Source organism: Streptomyces sp. NPDC041796 (assembly GCF_055590785.1).
Window position 1 is genome coordinate 15,793 of record NZ_JBVJAH010000033.1, and the last position, 16,350, is coordinate 32,142.

The window sequence follows — 16,350 nt, forward strand, 5'->3', positions numbered from 1 at the left end:
CGGGCACGGCAGGTGGGCCCCACCGCAACGGCCATCGTAAGCGAGGACGCCGCCGCCTCGGGAGGTCCGCGCTCACCTGGGCCGACTGCCGCGCCGACATGCCGCCCACAAGGAGAACGCGCGGGACGCACCGAAGGTGCCGCTGAACCCGAAAAGTGTTCGCCCCACCCCCGACCGCCCCACCAGAATCCCCACCATGGAGCCCGTCACCCTGACCACCGAGCGGCTGTGCCTGCGCCCGTTCACGCCCGACGACACCGACGCCGTCCACGCGGCCTGCCAGGACCCCGAGATCCAGCGCTGGACGGTGGTGCCCTCCCCGTACGAGAGGCATCACGCGGAGGACTTCCTCGGGCGGATCGTGCCCGACGGCTGGCGCACCGGGTACGACCTGGACTTCGCGGTCCTGCCCCGCACGGGCGGCCCGCTCGTGGGCGCCGTCGGTGTGCGCGGGCACTCGGGGGTGTGGGAGATCGGCTTCTGGACGGCCAAGGAGCACCGCGGCGGCGGCTACGCCACGGAAGCCGTCCTGGCCCTGGCGGAGTGGACCTTCACGACGACCGGGTGCACCCGGCTGGTGTGGCGCGCCGAGGTCGGCAACACGGGCTCGCGCGCCGTTGCCGAGAAAGCCGGTTTCACGGTCGAGGGCGTCCAGCGCGCGGGCCTCCTCAACAAGGGCACCGTCCGTGACGCGTGGGTGGGCTCCCTGCTCCCCTCGGACCTCGGCCTGCCGAGCACCGTGCCCTATCTCCCGGCCCCCTCCTGACTGTCAGTGCCGCGGTCTATCGTGCCGAGCATGACGACCGTGCGGACCATGACGCCCCTGCCGCCTCCGACCGCCGAGCTCTCCGCCGACGAGGCCCGTCGTATCGCGCTGCGCGCCCAGGGCTTCCTGGGCGCCCCGGACCGCCGCGCCGGGGTGCGCGGCGTGCTGCGCCGGCTCGGCGCCGTCCAGCTGGACACCATCTCGGTGCTGGCCCGCTCCCACGAGCTGATCCCGTACGCACGGCTCGGCGCCGTGGGCCGCACGACGGTGGAATCCGCGTACTGGACGGAGACGCACGCCTTCGAGTACTGGTCGCACGCGGCGTGCATCCTGCCCATCGAGGAGTGGCCGCACTTCGCCTTCCGCCGACGCGCCTACCGCAAGCGCCCGCAGTGGTACCACGACCTGCCGGACGGCGCCTACGACGCGGTGATCAAGCAGCTGCGCGCCGAGGGCCCGCTGACCGCCACGGAGCTCGGCGGCGCGAAGAACGGCGGCGAGTGGTGGGACTGGTCGGAGTCGAAGGTCGCCGTCGAGCGGGCGCTGATGTACGGCGAGGTGGTCTGCACCGAGCGGCGCGGCTGGAAGCGGGTGTACGACCTGGCGGAGCGTGCCGTTCCCGATCACCTGCTGCACGACGAGCTGGACGACACCGAGTGCCTGCGGAGGCTGGTGCGGCTGGCGGGGCAGGCGCTGGGGGTGGGGACGCGCGCCGACATCGCCGACTACCACCGGCTCAAGGGGGAGCAGTTCGACGCGGTGGTCGCCGATTCGGGGCTGGTGCCGGTGCGGGTGCAGGGCTGGGACAAGCCGGCCTGGGCGGATCCGGAGGCCCTGGCGAGCATGCCGCGCGGCCGTCACCGTACGACCCTGCTGTCGCCGTTCGACTCACTGATCTGGGAGCGGGCGCGGACGGAACGGATCTTCGGCTTCTCCCACCGTCTGGAGGCGTACGTCCCCAAACAGAAGCGGATACACGGCTACTTCGCGATGCCGCTGCTCGCGGGCGGGATGCTGGTGGGCCGGGTGGATCCGGCCCGGGAGGGGAAGACTCTGGTGGCCAAGCAGGTGTCGCTGGCTTCCCCGAAGGCCGTCGCCCCCATGGCACAGGCACTGCGGGAGGCCGCCGAGTGGGTGGGCTGCGAGGCGGTACGCGTCGAGCGCGTCGACCGCCCGGAGTACGGACCGGAGCTGGCGTCCGCCCTGGCCCGTCTCGGCTGACCGCCACAGGGCGCCTCTCACCCGGCCGCCATCCGGCCGTCACCTGATCTCGAGGATCTTCTCCCGCATCGCGTAGACCACCGCTTCCATCCTGGAGTGCAGCTGGAGCTTCTCCAGGATGTTGCGGACGTGGTTCTTCACCGTGTTCTCCGAGATGAACAGCTCCTTGGCGATGTCCCGGTTGTTCATACCGGTGGCGACCAGCTTCAGGACCTCCAGCTCGCGGTCGGTCAGCCGGGGCGCCGGGACGAGCCTCCGCTCGTCGGTGCGCTGGATCATCGATTTGAACTCGGTGAGCAGCTTGGACGCCATGGACGGGCTGATCTGCGACTGTCCGTCGGCGACCGCCCGGATGGCGGTGGCCACCTCGTCGGTGGAGATTTCCTTAAGGAGGTAGCCGGTGGCACCCGCCTTGATCGCGTCGTAGAGGTCGGCCTCCTCGTCGCTGATCGTCAGCATGATGATCTTGGCGCTGGGGGCCACCTCCTTGATGGAGGTGCAGGCCTCGATACCGCCCCGCTTGGGCATCCGGACGTCCATCAGCACGATGTCGGGCAACAGGTCGGCGGCCTTGTCGACGGCTTCCGCGCCGTCGCCCGCCTCGCCCACCACCTGGATGTCCTCCTCCTGGGCGAGAACGATCTCCAGGCCTCTGCGGAAGAGCGCGTGATCGTCCACGACCAGGACCCTGATGGGCTCCTTGCGGGACGCGCCGCCGTCCGTGCCGGTACCGCTTCCACAGCCCGCTCCGCCCACCGGGGCGTCGGAGCCGCCCGGGTGGTGCACCGGGCCGAAGCTGTCCGCCATCGTTCCTCCCCCTGCAGGCCTGCCTGACGTTCACTTTCGGTACGCCAACCTCGGCCCTCGGAGCAGCGGTTGGCGCGCCCCGCCATGATTTCATGCCTGGACGGCGAAGCGGTGATCCTCTGGTCGCACGGGGGTGCCCCTGGGGGCGCACACGGCGCTCCAAGGGGCACCACCGGGGTGATTCAGCTTCCGTCAGCCACCGAGCGCGCCACCCGCACCGCCGGCCTCCGAGCCGGCCAGCGGGTCGCTCTCCAGGTGGATGACGCCGTAGTCGTAGGCGTGCCGGCGGTAGACGACGCTGGGCTGCTTGGTCTCGGAGTCCACGAACAGGTAGAAGTCGTGCCCGACGAGCTCCATCTCGTAGAGAGCCTGGTCGAGCGACATCGGGGCGGCCGTGTGGGTCTTCTCCCGGACCACCAGGGGTCCTTCGCCCCGCACCTCGAGCGGGCCCATCCGGGTGGTGGGCACCGACTCGCGCTCCTCCACGGCCACGGCGCCGTTCCCGTTCAGCCGGGCCACGCCCGGGACGGCGTCGGCGACTTCGGCGGCCGAGAGCCGGCCGTTGCCACGGCGGGTGTGACGCTTGTCGTGCTGCTTGCGCAGTCGTGCTTCGAGCTTGCCCGTCGCCAGGTCAAGGGCTGCGTAGGGGTCGCCTGCCGCCGCCTCCGCCCGGATCACCGGCCCCCGGGAGTGGAGGGTGATTTCCACGCGGTCGGACCGGTCTGCCTGCCGCGGGTTGTGTTCCTTGGACACCTCGACGTCGAGGCTGATCACCTTGGCGTCGAGCTTCTGGATCTTCTCCAGCTTCAGCTTCTCGGCCACGTGCTTGCGGAACCGCTCGGGCACCTCGGTTTTGCGGCCTTTGACGACGATGTCCACGCAGAACTCCGTTCCCGGATCGCTCTTGCCGGCCCACCGGCCGGCGAGCATCTCCCTTTTGCACCAGACCCCGGTGAGTACCGGAGCCTCGGACTTGGCGACTCGACCTCCTCCTCCCCCGTAGGCAAGATCCCCACCCCACCACCTTCGATGTCCTGACCGTGCCCGGAATCTGGCCGGAAACACGGCAGTGCATTCGGTGAAGCGCGGCTTTCGCCATTCCTCACACCCGAACATAGCTCGCTCGGACGGATGTCGGCACCCGGTATCCGCACGAACCTCCGATCAGGTGTTTTCGCTCTCTCAGTACCTGCAACGTTGCAAGTTCCCCGTCAGTTCCGGTTTATTTCGAACGAGATCGGTGGGGCGGCGACAACCGCGGCGCTCACCTGTACGAGTCCCCCGAATTGCGGCTCGGAACCGGCACGCAGTGCCCTCGCCGCCTCGACCAGCGAAGCCCCGGTGGTCATGAGATCGTCGACCAGGACGGGCCTGCCTCCGGCGAGCAGCCGTCCTCCGCCCGCGGGCACCTCCAGGGCGCCCGCGAGGTTCGCGAGCCTCTCCCGCGCGCCCAGCCCGGTCTGGTCGGCCACCGCCCGGCGCTGCCGCAACAGGGGCAGAGCCCGCGCCTCCGTACCCGTACGCCGCAGCTCGGCGGCGGCGGCCAGCGCCATCCGTCGCGCGGCGTCGTGCCCACGCGCCCGTACCGCGCGTCGCGCGGACGGCACCGGTACCAGGAGCAGCGGACCGCCGCCCGACCCTCCAGAGGCGGCCACAGAGGCCCTCACGGCCCCGGCCAGCGCCCGCCCCAGCGGCCGGGCCAGCCCCAGCGCGCCGCGCTCCTTGTGCCCGAGCAGCACCGCGCGCACCGCGTCCTCGTACGGCGCCGCGGCACACACCACCGGCAACCCCACCGGCTCGGGAACCGGCCTCACCCGCCGGCCACCCGCTCCGTACAACGCCCGGCCGCAGGCCTCGCACAAGGCGGTACGCGCCTGCCCGCACCCCTCACAGGCGACCGGCAGCACCAGTCCCACGATCTCCCGCCACCACCAGGGCATGGCCCAAGGGTCACCAGCCACCCGGCCCCGCGTCCACCCCTGTGGAAAACCCCTGCCACGGGCCCCCGGCCACCCGTCCAGGGCTCCCGGAGCCGCCGTGTCAGCCGGGATACACCGGAGACGTGCCCTTCTCGACCATCGGCTGCCAGTTCGCGCCGGCCTGCAGCCGCACGATGCCGGCGTCGGCGGAGGCAGCCACCAGCGGCGTGCGCTCGTCGTTCGACGCCGCGACCACCTTCACCTGGTTCAGCCCCGGAATCGCCGCGGCGGAGGTCGAACCGTCCGTCTGGATGTAGCGCACCTGCTGCACGCCGCCGGCCAGTTTGCCCAGCACCACCAGCCGGCTCTGCCCGGCCCACGACACGGACGTCACCGACTCCATCCGGGGGGCGATCTCCTGCGGATCCACCACCTGGACGGTCTGCTTCGCGCCGGTGCCCTGCCGTTCCACCCGCCCGATGTGCAGGGTCGTCTTGTCGTTCTTCGTGAGCAGCAGCGCCATGCGCACCCCGTCCTCGGAGACCCGCAGCGCCTCGATCCGCACTCCGTCGACGAGCCACGGAGCCGCGACCGGCACCGGCTCCTCGCCGCCGTCCGGCACGTACAGCAACCGGGGGTTCGCCGGGTCCCGGTCGGCCACCCACAGACCGCCGCGGCCGTCCCAGCTCGGCGCCGACAGCCGGTCCTCCGGCCTGGCACCCTGGCTGCGCACCAGCGGCGGCGGCGGTTCCACGCTCGCGTCCGAGACCACGGAGGCGACCCGCAGGTTCCCGTCACCGTCCGTGATCGCCGCCGCCCGGCGCTCGTCACGTGCGACCGCGACGTTGCCGATCTTCAGCGTCCCGTTCCCGAAGGGCCCCGGCACGCGCGACGGCCTGCCCACGTTCTCGGCACGGGCGTCCAACTTCGCCAGGCGGCCGGACGCGTCGAGGAAATACGGGTTCACGTGGAGGCCGCCCGACGGATCGGCCCGGTAGTTCTCCTTCTGACTCTCCCCCAGCAGGCACACGGGACGCCCGTCCTCGCGCTGCACCTCGACCTGCTCCACCCTGGCGGATCCCAAATCGCCCAGGGTGAACAGCAATTGGGCCGCCATCTCCCTGCACGTCTCGGTCCCGATATTGTCCGCCTTCTTATTGAGCGGCACCTTGAGCTTGTTCTGGTCGTCGGGCGTCAGCGACGTGACGCCGTCCTTCAGCGCCACACCCGTGGGGAAACTGGAATCCACCACCGGGTCCAGCCAGTTCGTCGGCCCTTCGAGCAGCGCCTTGACGGTCTGCGCCACCGGATCCATCCGCGTCACCGGATCCTGGCGCTGCCGGATGTACACCGGGTCGGCCACGACCCAGCGCCGACCGGAGGCGAAGTAGTACTTGTTCACCGACCGGAAGTTGCGCTGGAAGTCCGACTCACCCAGCAACAGACCCGAAGGAAGGCTGTCGATACGCCATTCCTTCCCCTTGCCGTCGGGACCCGGCACCTGCACCAGCTGGATCGTCCCCTTGTAGGGGGTCGTCCGCATCGGCTCGTAGGCGTGACGGCTGTCCACCGTGGCGATCTGATCACCGTGCAAGGGGTAGACGAGACGATCCTGCGTCTCCCGGATACCGCTGGGCTCCCGCCGGCTGACCGGCGCGGCCATGAGCACCGTGGTGCGCTCCTCGGGCTTCCACTCCCGTGCCGCCTTCTTGGTCAGGTACGTCCGTGCCGTCGCGAACCCTGGGTCGTCACCGGTCATCGCCTCCAGGAATCCGTCGACGACCTCGTCCGGCTCCGCGTTCTCCCGAGGCGTCACCGGGTACACCCGGACCTGGGAGTCGCCGGGGTTGGACGCCTTCACCGGGGAGACGTCCCCGCTGTCCGGCATCGACCCGCACCCGGCCAGCAGCACGCCGCATCCGAGCAGCGCGGCTCCGCGCACCGAACGTCCACGGCCGCGACGACGCTCAGCGCCCACGAGTCGTACCCTCCCGATTTCCGTCCTGCGCCGCCGACGAGGCGGCCTCGCCCGCCCGCTCACCGGCGCCGCGCGCCACCACCCGCGACCCGTTCCCGGGCAGGGCCGTCGGATCGGCGGCCACCTGCGCCGTCTGCCGGGGCGGCAGCGCCGTACGCGGCGAAACGGGCAGCCCCGTACGGGCCGGGCCCCCGGCCTGTCCGGGCACCGTCGGCAGCCGGCCGGCGCCCTGGGACGCCTCCTCGGCGGCCGCCCGCTCACGGTTGCGCCGCGAGTCCTCGGGCTCCAGGGGTATCGGCGAGCCGCGCAACGGCTCGTCCGCCGTACGCGGCAGCGTCAGCCGGAACTGCGAACCGCCTCCCGGCTCGCCCCACGCCTGCAGCCAGCCGCCGTGCAGCCGCGCGTCCTCCACGGCGATCGACAGCCCCAGCCCCGTACCGCCCGTCGTGCGGGCGCGTGCCGGGTCCGCCCGCCAGAAGCGGTTGAACACCCGCGTCGCCTCGCCCGGCTTCAGCCCGACCCCGTAGTCGCGCACCGCGACGGCGACCGCGCCGCCCGCGGCGGCCATCCGCACCACCACGTCGCGGCCCTCACCGTGCTCCACGGCGTTGACGACGAGGTTCCGCAGCACCCGCTCCACACGGCGCGCATCCGCCTCCGCGACCACCGGCTGCTCGTCGCCCACCACCACGATCCGGCCGCCCTTGCGCTCGGCCAGCGGCTCGGCCCCGCCGATCACCCTGCGGACGACCTCCCGCAGGTCTATCGGCTCGGCCTCCAGCGCCGCGGCACCCGCGTCGAAACGGCTGATCTCCAGCAGGTCCGACAGCAGCGACTCGAACCGGTCCAGCTGGTCGCCCAGCAGCTCGGCGGAGCGCGCGGTCACAGGGTCGAAGTCCTCCCGCGCCTCGTAAATGACATCGGCCGCCATCCGCACCGTGGTCAGCGGCGTACGCAGCTCGTGCGAGACGTCCGAGACGAACCGCCGCTGCATCCGCGACAGCTCCTCCAGCTGCTGGATCTTGTGCTGGAGGTTCTGCGCCATCTTGTTGAAGGCCTCGCCGAGCCGCGCGATGTCGTCCTCGCCGGTGACCTTCATCCGTTCCTGGAGCCTGCCCGCCGACAACCGCTCGGCGATCCCCGCCGCCATCCGTACCGGCGTCACGACCTGCCGCACCACCAGCCAGGCGATCGCTCCCAGCAGCACCACCACGAACAGCCCGGCCGTCGCGAGGGTCGTCTTCACCAGGGCGAGGGAGTCCTCCTCCTGGGTCAGCGGGAAGAGGTAGTACAGCTCGTAGGCGTTGCCGTCGATGTCATTGAGGCGTTTGCCGATGACCAGTGCCGCCTCGGACGGCTTGCCGTCCGAGTAGTTGATCCGGGTGTACGTCTGGAACGCCCCCGGCCCCTGCGCGACCGACTCCCGCAGCTGCACCGGAATGCTCCGCGCCGGCTCCACGCCGCCGGAAGCCCGCGCACCCCGGCTGGGAGCCGCGCCCTCGGTGTCGGAGCTGAGCGCCACCACGTTGAACGCGCCCTGGCCACCGCTCGCCAGCTGCACGACCAGATCGGACCGCCAGTTCAGCGACGCCCGTGCGGTGCCCCCGTCGGGCCCGCCCGGCCCCGGCTGCTCATCGGCCTGGTCCTGGGCCGCCGAGAACCCGCCCGAAGCCTGGCTCTGAGCGGCCCGCTCCTTGGCGTCCAGCAGACCGTTGCGCATCTGGCCGATGACCACGAATCCGAGCAGCAGCACCACTCCGAGCGACATCAGCAGCGTGCCGACGACCACCCGCAGCTGGATGTTCCGCCGCCACAGCCGCAACGCCGGCAACAGTGGCCGGCGTACCCAGCGCACCAGGAGCCGGAGCACCGGACCACCCGGTGCCCCGTCCTGGAGCAGGCGGCCGGGCCGCCATGGCTGACGCCCCGGCCCGGCAGCCCGCCCCGCACGGACTCCCGGGTTCCCGGGCTTCGGAGCAGCACTGCCGCGGGACATGTCAGCTCGGCCCAGCCTTGTAACCGACACCACGGACGGTGACGACGATCTCCGGCCGCTCCGGGTCCTTCTCGACCTTGGAGCGCAGCCGCTGCACATGGACGTTCACCAGCCGCGTGTCCGCGGCGTGGCGGTAACCCCACACCTGCTCCAGCAGCACCTCGCGGGTGAACACCTGCCACGGCTTACGGGCCAGCGCGACCAGCAGGTCGAACTCCAGCGGCGTCAGCGCGATCGACTGTCCGTCCCGCTTCACCGAGTGGCCGGCCACGTCGATGACGAGATCGCCGATGGTCAGCTGCTCCGGCGCCGGCTCCTCCGACCTGCGCAGCCGGGCCCTGATCCTGGCGACCAGCTCCTTCGGTTTGAACGGCTTGACGATGTAGTCGTCGGCGCCGGACTCCAGCCCGACCACCACATCCACGGTGTCGCTCTTGGCGGTGAGCATGACGATCGGCACGCCGGACTCCGCCCGGATGAGCCGGCACACCTCGATGCCGTCCCTACCGGGCAGCATGAGGTCCAGCAGCACCAGGTCCGGCTTGGCCTCCCGGAAAGCAGCAAGTGCCTTGTCGCCGTCCGCTACGAACGACGGCTCGAAACCTTCACCACGCAGCACAATCCCGAGCATCTCGGCCAGTGCGGTGTCGTCGTCGACGACAAGGACGCGTCCCTTCATATTCGACATCATCCCATTAGCTAATCGTTACCTGGCGTGACCTGGCACACAGCTCGGCAATTCCACCCCCGGTGACCGGGGAGACCACCCCCAGCTCGGTGACGATCGCCGTCACCAGATCCGGGGGCGTGACATCGAACGCGGGGTTGTACGCCTGGGTTCCCAGCGGTGCCACCGGCAGCCCTCCGCCGGACCCCACGCCCACTCCCCCGGTCGCCACCTGCGGTGGAGCGGTGAGTTCCGTCACCTCTTGCCCGGCGCGCTGTTCCACCTCGATGGACGCCCCGTCCGGAGTGTGCGGGTCGATCGTCGTGGTGGGTGCCACCACGATGAACGGCACATGGTGGTACCGGGCCAGCACGGCGAGCGGATAGCTGCCGACCTTGTTCGCGACCGACCCGTCGGCGGCGATCCGGTCCGCCCCGATCAGCACGGCGTCCACCTCCCCGGCCGAGAACAGCGAGCCCGCCGCATTGTCCGTGAGCAGCGTGTACGCCATGCCGTTGCGGGCCGCCTCGTACGCCGTGAGCCGCGCCCCCTGCAGCAGCGGCCGGGTCTCGTCCACCCACAGCCGCCGCAGGCTGCCCGCCCGGTGCGCCTCCAGCGCCACGGCGAACGCGGTCCCCTCCCCACCCGAGACGAGCGCCCCGGTGTTGCAGTGGGTCAGGATCCGGTGACTGCCGCCCGGCAGCAGCTCGTCCAGCAGGGCCAGACCGTGCCCCGCCATCAGCGCACTCGCTTCGGCGTCCTCCCGGTGCAGGTCCTTGGCCTCCCGCAGAGCCGCCTGGGCCGCCCCCGCCCGGTCCTCGCCCTTCTCCAGCGCCGCCCGGTACACGCCCGCCGCCCGCCGCACGCCGTACGCCAGGTTCACCGCGGTGGGCCGCGCCCCCGCCAGCAGCTCCGCCGCTTCGTCCACGTCATAACCCCGCACGGCGGCCAGCGCCACACCGTACGCACCGGCGATGCCCAGCAGCGGAGCGCCCCGCACGGCGAGCGTCTGGATCGCACGGACCAGCGCCGGAACATCCGTGCAGACCAGCTCGACCTCCTCGGCGGGCAGCCGCGTCTGGTCGAGAAGCACCACCACGGGCCCTTCCGGCGGCTCCTCCCAACGCAGGGAGGGCGGCATGGACGGTTTGGAGCCGACGGGAGTTTGTGCGTACTGATCAGCCATCCGCCCAGTCTGCCCGCTGAGCCACGGACAATGAAGGTGCCGAGGAGATCCGACCCCAGGCCCGGCCGTGGACGGCGCGTGGCACCATGGCTGCCAACCTGCCGCCCCACCGAGCGGCCCGGCACCGTGACCGAGCCGGCTCGACGAGCCGGCACCGCGACGAATTCACGAGGTGGACGACCGTGAACGACACTCCGGGCTGGGCCTCGCCCGGATCCTCCCCCTCCGACGGCCAGGGCTCCGACGTCCCGCGGCCCGCCGAGCCCGCCGACGCCCCAGGCACACCCTCCAAGTGGTCCACGAACCAGCCCCCGGCCGGCCAGTGGTCCCCGCCGACCGCACCCGGGCCCTCCGGCCCCGTTCCGCCCCGCGCTCCCGCACCCGGCTGGGGCGGCGGTCAGCACCAGGGCGGCTGGGGCCGGCCGCCGGCCGCCAAGCCCGGCGTCATCCCGCTGCGTCCCCTCGGCGTGGGCGAGATCCTCGACGGTGCGGTCTCCACGCTGCGCGCCCACTGGCGAACCGTCCTGGGCATCACGCTGACCGTCTCCGTCGTCACGCAGATCGGCGACATCCTCGTCCAGCGCTATCTCGTGCCGGCGCCCCCGCGGCTCAGTGCGGACCCGACCCCTGAGGAAGCCCTGGAACAGTCGGTGGAGTCCCTCAAGGCGAGCCTCGTCTCCCTGGGCCCCACGACCGTCATCACCCTCATCGGCACGTTCATCACCACGGCCCTGCTGACCATGGTGATCAGCCGCGCCGTGCTGGGCCGCCCGGTGACCCTCCCCGACGCCTGGCGCGAGGCCCGCCCAAGGCTCCCCCAGCTCCTGGGCCTGACGGTCCTGCTGCCGCTGCTGAGTGTCGCCCTCATGGCCGTCGGCCTGCTCCCGGGTCTGCTCCTCAACGGCTCGCCCGCGGGTGTGCTGCTCACCGTCCTGGGCGGAATCGCCGCCGCCGTGGTCATCGTCTGGCTCCTCGTGCGATTCAGCCTCGCCTACGCGGCGCTGATGCTGGAACGGCAGGGCGTCATCGCCTCCTTGCGGCGCTCCGCCAAGCTGGTCCAGGGCGCTTGGTGGCGGATCTTCGGCATCATGACGCTCACCATGCTGCTGATGTTCCTCATCTCGATGATCATCGCGATCCCGTTCACCCTCATCGCCTTCGCCGTGGACGGCGAGGGCCTCGGCGGCCTGTTCTCCGGCACGGCTCCGGAATTCGGCTGGCCCTTCCTGATCATCACCGGGATCGGAGCGGTCATCGCCGCCTCGATCACCTACCCGATCTCCTCGGGCGTCTCGGTCCTCCTCTACATCGACCAGCGGATCCGGCGGGAGGCCCTCGACATCGACCTGGCCCGCGCCGCCGGCGTGCCCGGATACGGCTCCCCCTCGCCCGGCGACACCGCTTCCAGGAGCTGATGCGGTGCCGATCACGGGGGGCATGACGACGGCGCGGCCCACGGTCCGCGCGAGCGACGACGTACCACTGGACATTCCCCGTGTCCCCGCCCGTGAGGCGGCGGAGCGGGAACTGTCCAGGCCGATGTACCACGAGAACGACCCGAACCTGCTCCAGCGCGCGCTCGACAGCTTCTGGGACTGGGTCGGCCGGCTCTTCGACTCCGCGTCGGGTGCCACCCCGGGAGGCCCGCTCGGGCTCGTGGTGATCGTCCTCGTCGTCCTGGCCCTCCTCGGCGCCCTGTGGTGGCGGCTCGGCACCCCGCAACGGGCATCCGCCGCCTCCGATTCCCTCTTCGACGACCGCATCCGCAGCGCCGCCGAACACCGCGCCGCCGCCGAGAGGCACGCCACCGCCGGCCGTTGGAACGAGGCCGTCCAGGAGCGGATGCGGGCCATCGTGCGCTCCCTGGAGGAGCGCACCGTCCTCGACCCGCGACCCGGCCGTACCGCCGACGAGGCCGCGGCCGAAGCCGGCCGCCCCCTCCCCGCCCACGCGGACGAACTCCGAGCCGCCGCCCGCACCTTCGACGACGTCACATATGGTGGCCGCACCGCCGACCAGCACGCGTACCAACGCCTCAAGGACGTGGACACCGCTCTCGAACGGGCCAAGCCCGACCTGAGCGATGCCGCCCAGGGAGCGGCCGGATGACGACCACCGCCTCCCCCACCTCGACGTCCCTCACCTCCCGCCAGATCTGGACACGGGTGAGAGGGCTGCTGCTCGCCCTGGCCATCCTCGTCGTGGCGGGAATCGTCATGGCCCTCGTGCGCTCCGAAGGCCGGCACGGCAGCCTCGACCCCCGCTCCACCGGCCCCAACGGCAGTCGCGCGGTCGCCGAACTCCTCAAGCAACGCGGCGTCACCATCCGAGTCGTCACCACCCTCACCGAGGCCACCACCGCGACCGGTCCGGACACCACACTCCTCGTCACCACCCCCGACCTGCTGACGGACCACCAGCAGGCCCTGCTGCGCAAGGACATGGACACCGCGGTCGGCCGCACGGTCCTGCTCTCCTCGGGCCCGTCCTCCATCGGAACTCTGGCGCCCGGAGTGGCAACCGCCGCCTCCGCCCCCGTCTCGGCACTCTCCCCGCGATGCTCCTTGCCCGCCGCCGAGCGGGCCGGTGACGTCGACCTCGGCGGCGAGCGCTACACGACCGGCCTCCCCGGCAGCGCCACCTGCTACCCCAACGACGGTCTGGCCACCCTCGTGCGGATCGATGGCCCCGCCGGCAGTGACACCGTCCTCCTCGGCTCCCCCGACATCCTCTACAACGAGCGTCTCGACAAGCAGGGCAACGCCTCCCTCGCCCTGCAACTCCTGGGCTCCCGGCCTCATCTGGTCTGGTACCTCCCCTCGCTCGACGATCCCTCCGCCGCCGCCGGCGGCGGAAGTGGTGACAGTGGTGACCGGGACGAGGACGCGGCGGAACGCGGCTTCCTCCAACTCATCCCGTCCGGCTGGCTGTGGGGCACCCTCCAACTGGCCCTCGCCGCCCTGCTCGCAGCCATCTGGCGCGCCCGCCGCCTCGGCCCCCTCGTCACCGAACGACTCCCCGTCGCCACCCGCGCCTCCGAAACCGCCGAGGGCCGCGCACGCCTCTACCGCCGCGCCAACGCCCGCGACCGTGCGGCCACCGTCCTGCGCACCGCCACCCGAACCCGACTGGCACCGCTCCTGGGCGTCCCGCCAACGGAAGCGCACTCCCCCGAGTCCCTGCTCCCCGCCGTATCGGCGCGCCTCGCCACCGGGGACAGAGACCTCAGGACCCTCCTTTTCGGCCCGGCTCCCGCCGACGACGCCGCACTCACCCTCCTCGCAGACCAACTCGACGCCCTCGAAAGAGAGGTACGCACCTCATGAGTGCCCCGACCCCCGAGACCGCTGACAACTCGGACAGCGCCCGCTCCTCCTTGGAGGCTCTGCGCACCGAGATCGCCAAGGCCGTGGTCGGGCAGGACCCCGCTGTCACCGGGCTCGTCGTCGCCCTCCTCTGCCGGGGCCACGTCCTCCTCGAGGGAGTACCCGGTGTCGCCAAGACGCTGCTCGTCCGCTCACTTGCCGCGTCTCTCGAACTGGACACCAAGCGCGTCCAGTTCACCCCCGACCTGATGCCGAGCGACGTCACCGGCTCCCTGGTCTACGACGCCCGCAGCGCCGAGTTCTCCTTCCAGCCCGGCCCCGTCTTCACCAATCTCCTCCTCGCCGACGAGATCAACCGCACCCCTCCTAAGACCCAGTCATCGCTCCTGGAAGCGATGGAGGAACGACAGGTAACGGTCGACGGCACCCCCCGCCCGCTGCCCGAGCCGTTCCTCGTCGCCGCCACACAGAACCCCGTCGAATACGAGGGCACCTACCCGCTGCCCGAGGCCCAACTGGACCGCTTCCTTCTCAAGCTGACGGTCCCTCTGCCCTCACGCCAGGACGAGATCAACGTCCTGACCCGGCACGCCGAAGGCTTCAATCCACGGGACCTGCACGCCGCCGGAGTGCGCCCCGTCGCCGGCCCCGCCGACCTGGAAGCCGCCCGCGCCGCCGTCGCCAAGACCTCGGTCACCCCCGAGATCGCCGGCTATGTCGTCGATATCTGCCGCGCCACCCGTGAATCCCCCTCACTCACTCTCGGCGTCTCGCCGCGAGGCGCCACCGCACTGCTCTCCACCGCTCGTGCCTGGGCCTGGCTCACCGGCCGCGACTACGTCATCCCGGACGATGTGAAGGCCCTGGCCCTTCCCACCCTGCGCCACCGCATCCAGTTGCGCCCCGAGGCCGAGATGGAAGGAGTCACCCCTGACTCCGTCATCACCGCGATCCTCGCCCACGTCCCCGTACCCCGATGAGGCAGTGAACCGTGGCCCTCACCGGACGAACCGCACTCCTCGCCGCCATCGGCGCTCTCCCCGTCGGCATCCTCGCCCCCAGTTGGACGGGGATGCTCGCAGTCAACGCGCCCCTTTCACTCGCAATTCTGTGCGACTACGCGCTCGCCGCGCCAGTGCGGACGCTGCAGTTCACCCGAAGCGGTGACACAAATGTTCGGCTTGGTGACACTGCCGAAGTCCACCTCACTGTCACCAACCCCTCCGGGCGGCGCCTCCGCGCCCAACTCCGCGACGCCTGGCCCCCCAGCAGCTGGCTCCCCGGCAGTGAGCAGGCCGCGTCCCGGCACGCACTGACCATCCCGGCCGGTGAGCGCCGACGCCTCACCACCGTCCTGCGGCCCACCCGCCGCGGCGACCGGCACGCCGAACGCGTCACCGTCCGCTCCTTCGGACCGCTCGGCCTCGCCGCCCGCCAGGGCAACCACAAGGTGCCCTGGACCGTCCGCGTCCTTCCGCCCTTCACCAGCCGCAAGCATCTTCCGTCCAGGCTGGCCCGCCTCCGCGAACTCGACGGACGCACCAGCGTCCTCGTCCGCGGCCAAGGCACCGAGTTCGACAGCCTTCGTGAGTACGTCCCCGGCGACGACACCCGATCCATCGACTGGCGCGCGACCGCCCGCCAAACCACCGTCGCGGTACGCACCTGGCGCCCCGAACGGGACCGCCACATCCTCATCGTCCTCGACACGGGCCGCACCTCCGCCGGCCGAGTGGGTGACGTCCCCCGCCTCGACGCGTCGATGGACGCCGCGCTCCTCCTCACCGCGCTCGCCACCCGGGCCGGCGACCGAGTCGACCTCCTGGCCTACGACCGCCGCATCCGCGCCCGCGTTCAAGGCCGCTCCGCGAAGGACATCCTTCCGGCCCTCGTGAACGCCCTCGCCCCACTCGAGCCCGAGCTGGTGGAAACCGACGCCCGCGGCCTCAGCTCGGCCGCGCTCACCAACGCCCCCAGGCGTTCGCTGATCGTCCTTCTGACGAGCCTGGAAGCCGCCCCCATCGAGGAGGGCCTGCTCCCCGTGCTGCCACAGCTCACCCAGCGTCACACCGTCCTCGTGGCCTCTGTCTCCGACCCGCACACGGAGGCGATGACGAAAGCACGAGGCTCAGCCGAAGCGGTCTACGAAGCCGCCGCCGGCAGCCAGAGCCAGGCCCAGCGCCGCCGAACCTCCGAACAGCTCCAGCGGCACGGCGTCACCGTTGTGGACGCCACTCCCGACAACCTCGCTCCAGCCCTGGCCGACGCCTATCTCGCCTTGAAGGCAGCCGGTCGCCTCTGACCGCATACACCACGCGAGCAACCGGCCCGACAGAAGGGTGCGGTACGGCCCGTGAACGCAAAAATGCCTCAGTCCCCGGACACTAAAGTCCGGGGACTGAGGCTAAAAATTGTTCGGCGGCGTCCTACTCTCCCACAGGGTCCCCCCTGCAGTACCATCGGCGCTGAAAGGCTTAGCTTCCG

The 16,350-nt window shown here is 71.4% G+C and carries 14 protein-coding genes and 1 rRNA gene; 7 read left to right on the top strand and 8 right to left on the bottom strand.

Translation table 11 applies throughout. The annotated features are described in order from the left end of the window. Positions 1-196: 196 nt before the first annotated feature. Positions 197-766 carry a GNAT family N-acetyltransferase gene (locus ACZ6C1_RS35990; protein ID WP_469247185.1) on the top strand — a complete coding sequence of 190 codons (570 nt, stop codon included), beginning with the start codon at positions 197-199 and terminating at the stop codon, positions 764-766. A gap of 48 nt (positions 767-814) precedes the next feature. Beyond that, positions 815-1,987 carry a winged helix-turn-helix domain-containing protein gene (locus ACZ6C1_RS35995; RefSeq protein ID WP_469247206.1) on the top strand — a complete coding sequence of 391 codons (1,173 nt, stop codon included), beginning with the start codon at positions 815-817 and terminating at the stop codon, positions 1,985-1,987. Positions 1,988-2,026: 39 nt separating this feature from the next. Here ACZ6C1_RS35995 and ACZ6C1_RS36000 read toward each other — a convergent pair whose 3' ends face one another. The 7 genes from ACZ6C1_RS36000 to mtnA form a co-directional block, all read right to left on the bottom strand. Further along, complete coding sequence (locus ACZ6C1_RS36000; protein WP_469247187.1) at positions 2,027-2,794, bottom strand: response regulator; 768 nt, start codon at positions 2,792-2,794, stop codon at positions 2,027-2,029. A 192-nt stretch (positions 2,795-2,986) separates the two neighbouring features. After that, positions 2,987-3,673: a ribosome hibernation-promoting factor, HPF/YfiA family gene (hpf, locus tag ACZ6C1_RS36005; RefSeq protein WP_469247189.1), complete on the bottom strand. Its 687-nt coding sequence runs from the start codon at positions 3,671-3,673 to the stop codon at positions 2,987-2,989. A gap of 332 nt (positions 3,674-4,005) precedes the next feature. After that, a complete protein-coding gene (locus tag ACZ6C1_RS36010) occupies positions 4,006-4,734 on the bottom strand; it encodes a ComF family protein (RefSeq protein WP_469247190.1) in 729 nt (242 codons plus the stop codon). Between the two features lie 100 nt (positions 4,735-4,834). Further along, entirely contained in the window at positions 4,835-6,691 is a 1,857-nt protein-coding gene (locus ACZ6C1_RS36015) for an LpqB family beta-propeller domain-containing protein (protein WP_469247192.1), read from the bottom strand. After that, on the bottom strand, positions 6,681-8,687 hold the full coding sequence (gene mtrB, locus ACZ6C1_RS36020) for an MtrAB system histidine kinase MtrB (RefSeq protein ID WP_469247194.1): 2,007 nt from the start codon (positions 8,685-8,687) through the stop codon (positions 6,681-6,683). The genes ACZ6C1_RS36015 and mtrB overlap by 11 nt, the downstream gene beginning before the upstream one ends. A gap of 1 nt (position 8,688) precedes the next feature. Further along, positions 8,689-9,378: a two-component system response regulator MtrA gene (gene mtrA, locus ACZ6C1_RS36025; RefSeq protein WP_219852863.1), complete on the bottom strand. Its 690-nt coding sequence runs from the start codon at positions 9,376-9,378 to the stop codon at positions 8,689-8,691. A 4-nt stretch (positions 9,379-9,382) separates the two neighbouring features. Then, entirely contained in the window at positions 9,383-10,540 is a 1,158-nt protein-coding gene (gene mtnA, locus ACZ6C1_RS36030; protein WP_469247197.1) for an S-methyl-5-thioribose-1-phosphate isomerase, read from the bottom strand. 182 nt (positions 10,541-10,722) lie between these two features. On the opposite strand from mtnA, the gene ACZ6C1_RS36035 reads away from it, so the two are divergent. Genes ACZ6C1_RS36035 through ACZ6C1_RS36055 form a run of 5 tightly spaced genes read left to right on the top strand, consistent with a single transcriptional unit; the run spans position 10,723 to position 16,168 of the window. Then, on the top strand, positions 10,723-11,955 hold the full coding sequence (locus ACZ6C1_RS36035) for a DUF7847 domain-containing protein (protein WP_469247198.1): 1,233 nt from the start codon (positions 10,723-10,725) through the stop codon (positions 11,953-11,955). A gap of 22 nt (positions 11,956-11,977) precedes the next feature. Next, positions 11,978-12,649: a DUF4129 domain-containing protein gene (locus tag ACZ6C1_RS36040; protein WP_469247207.1), complete on the top strand. Its 672-nt coding sequence runs from the start codon at positions 11,978-11,980 to the stop codon at positions 12,647-12,649. Beyond that, positions 12,646-13,866 carry a DUF4350 domain-containing protein gene (locus ACZ6C1_RS36045; protein ID WP_469247200.1) on the top strand — a complete coding sequence of 407 codons (1,221 nt, stop codon included), beginning with the start codon at positions 12,646-12,648 and terminating at the stop codon, positions 13,864-13,866. The genes ACZ6C1_RS36040 and ACZ6C1_RS36045 overlap by 4 nt, the downstream gene beginning before the upstream one ends. Beyond that, positions 13,863-14,846, top strand: coding sequence for an AAA family ATPase (locus ACZ6C1_RS36050; protein ID WP_469247202.1), 984 nt, complete (start codon positions 13,863-13,865; stop codon positions 14,844-14,846). Before ACZ6C1_RS36045 ends, ACZ6C1_RS36050 begins: the two co-directional genes overlap by 4 nt. 11 nt (positions 14,847-14,857) lie before the next feature. Then, on the top strand, positions 14,858-16,168 hold the full coding sequence (locus ACZ6C1_RS36055) for a DUF58 domain-containing protein (RefSeq protein ID WP_469247204.1): 1,311 nt from the start codon (positions 14,858-14,860) through the stop codon (positions 16,166-16,168). A 111-nt stretch (positions 16,169-16,279) separates the two neighbouring features. Here the strand turns inward: ACZ6C1_RS36055 and rrf are convergent. Continuing rightward, positions 16,280-16,350 (bottom strand): 5S ribosomal RNA (gene rrf / locus ACZ6C1_RS36060); the annotation flags it as partial.

What these genes read in the sequence shown, in the direction of transcription:
- ACZ6C1_RS35990 (WP_469247185.1), top strand. Translation starts at nt 197, where the DNA reads ATGGAGCCCGTCACCCTGACCACCGAGCGGCTGTGCCTGCGCCCGTTC.
- ACZ6C1_RS35995 (WP_469247206.1), top strand. Translation starts at nt 815, where the DNA reads ATGACGCCCCTGCCGCCTCCGACCGCCGAGCTCTCCGCCGACGAGGCC.
- ACZ6C1_RS36000 (WP_469247187.1), bottom strand. Translation starts at nt 2,794, where the DNA reads ATGGCGGACAGCTTCGGCCCGGTGCACCACCCGGGCGGCTCCGACGCC.
- ACZ6C1_RS36010 (WP_469247190.1), bottom strand. Translation starts at nt 4,734, where the DNA reads ATGCCCTGGTGGTGGCGGGAGATCGTGGGACTGGTGCTGCCGGTCGCC.
- mtrB (WP_469247194.1), bottom strand. Translation starts at nt 8,687, where the DNA reads ATGTCCCGCGGCAGTGCTGCTCCGAAGCCCGGGAACCCGGGAGTCCGT.
- mtrA (WP_219852863.1), bottom strand. Translation starts at nt 9,378, where the DNA reads ATGATGTCGAATATGAAGGGACGCGTCCTTGTCGTCGACGACGACACC.
- mtnA (WP_469247197.1), bottom strand. Translation starts at nt 10,540, where the DNA reads ATGGCTGATCAGTACGCACAAACTCCCGTCGGCTCCAAACCGTCCATG.
- ACZ6C1_RS36040 (WP_469247207.1), top strand. Translation starts at nt 11,978, where the DNA reads ATGACGACGGCGCGGCCCACGGTCCGCGCGAGCGACGACGTACCACTG.
- ACZ6C1_RS36045 (WP_469247200.1), top strand. Translation starts at nt 12,646, where the DNA reads ATGACGACCACCGCCTCCCCCACCTCGACGTCCCTCACCTCCCGCCAG.
- ACZ6C1_RS36050 (WP_469247202.1), top strand. Translation starts at nt 13,863, where the DNA reads ATGAGTGCCCCGACCCCCGAGACCGCTGACAACTCGGACAGCGCCCGC.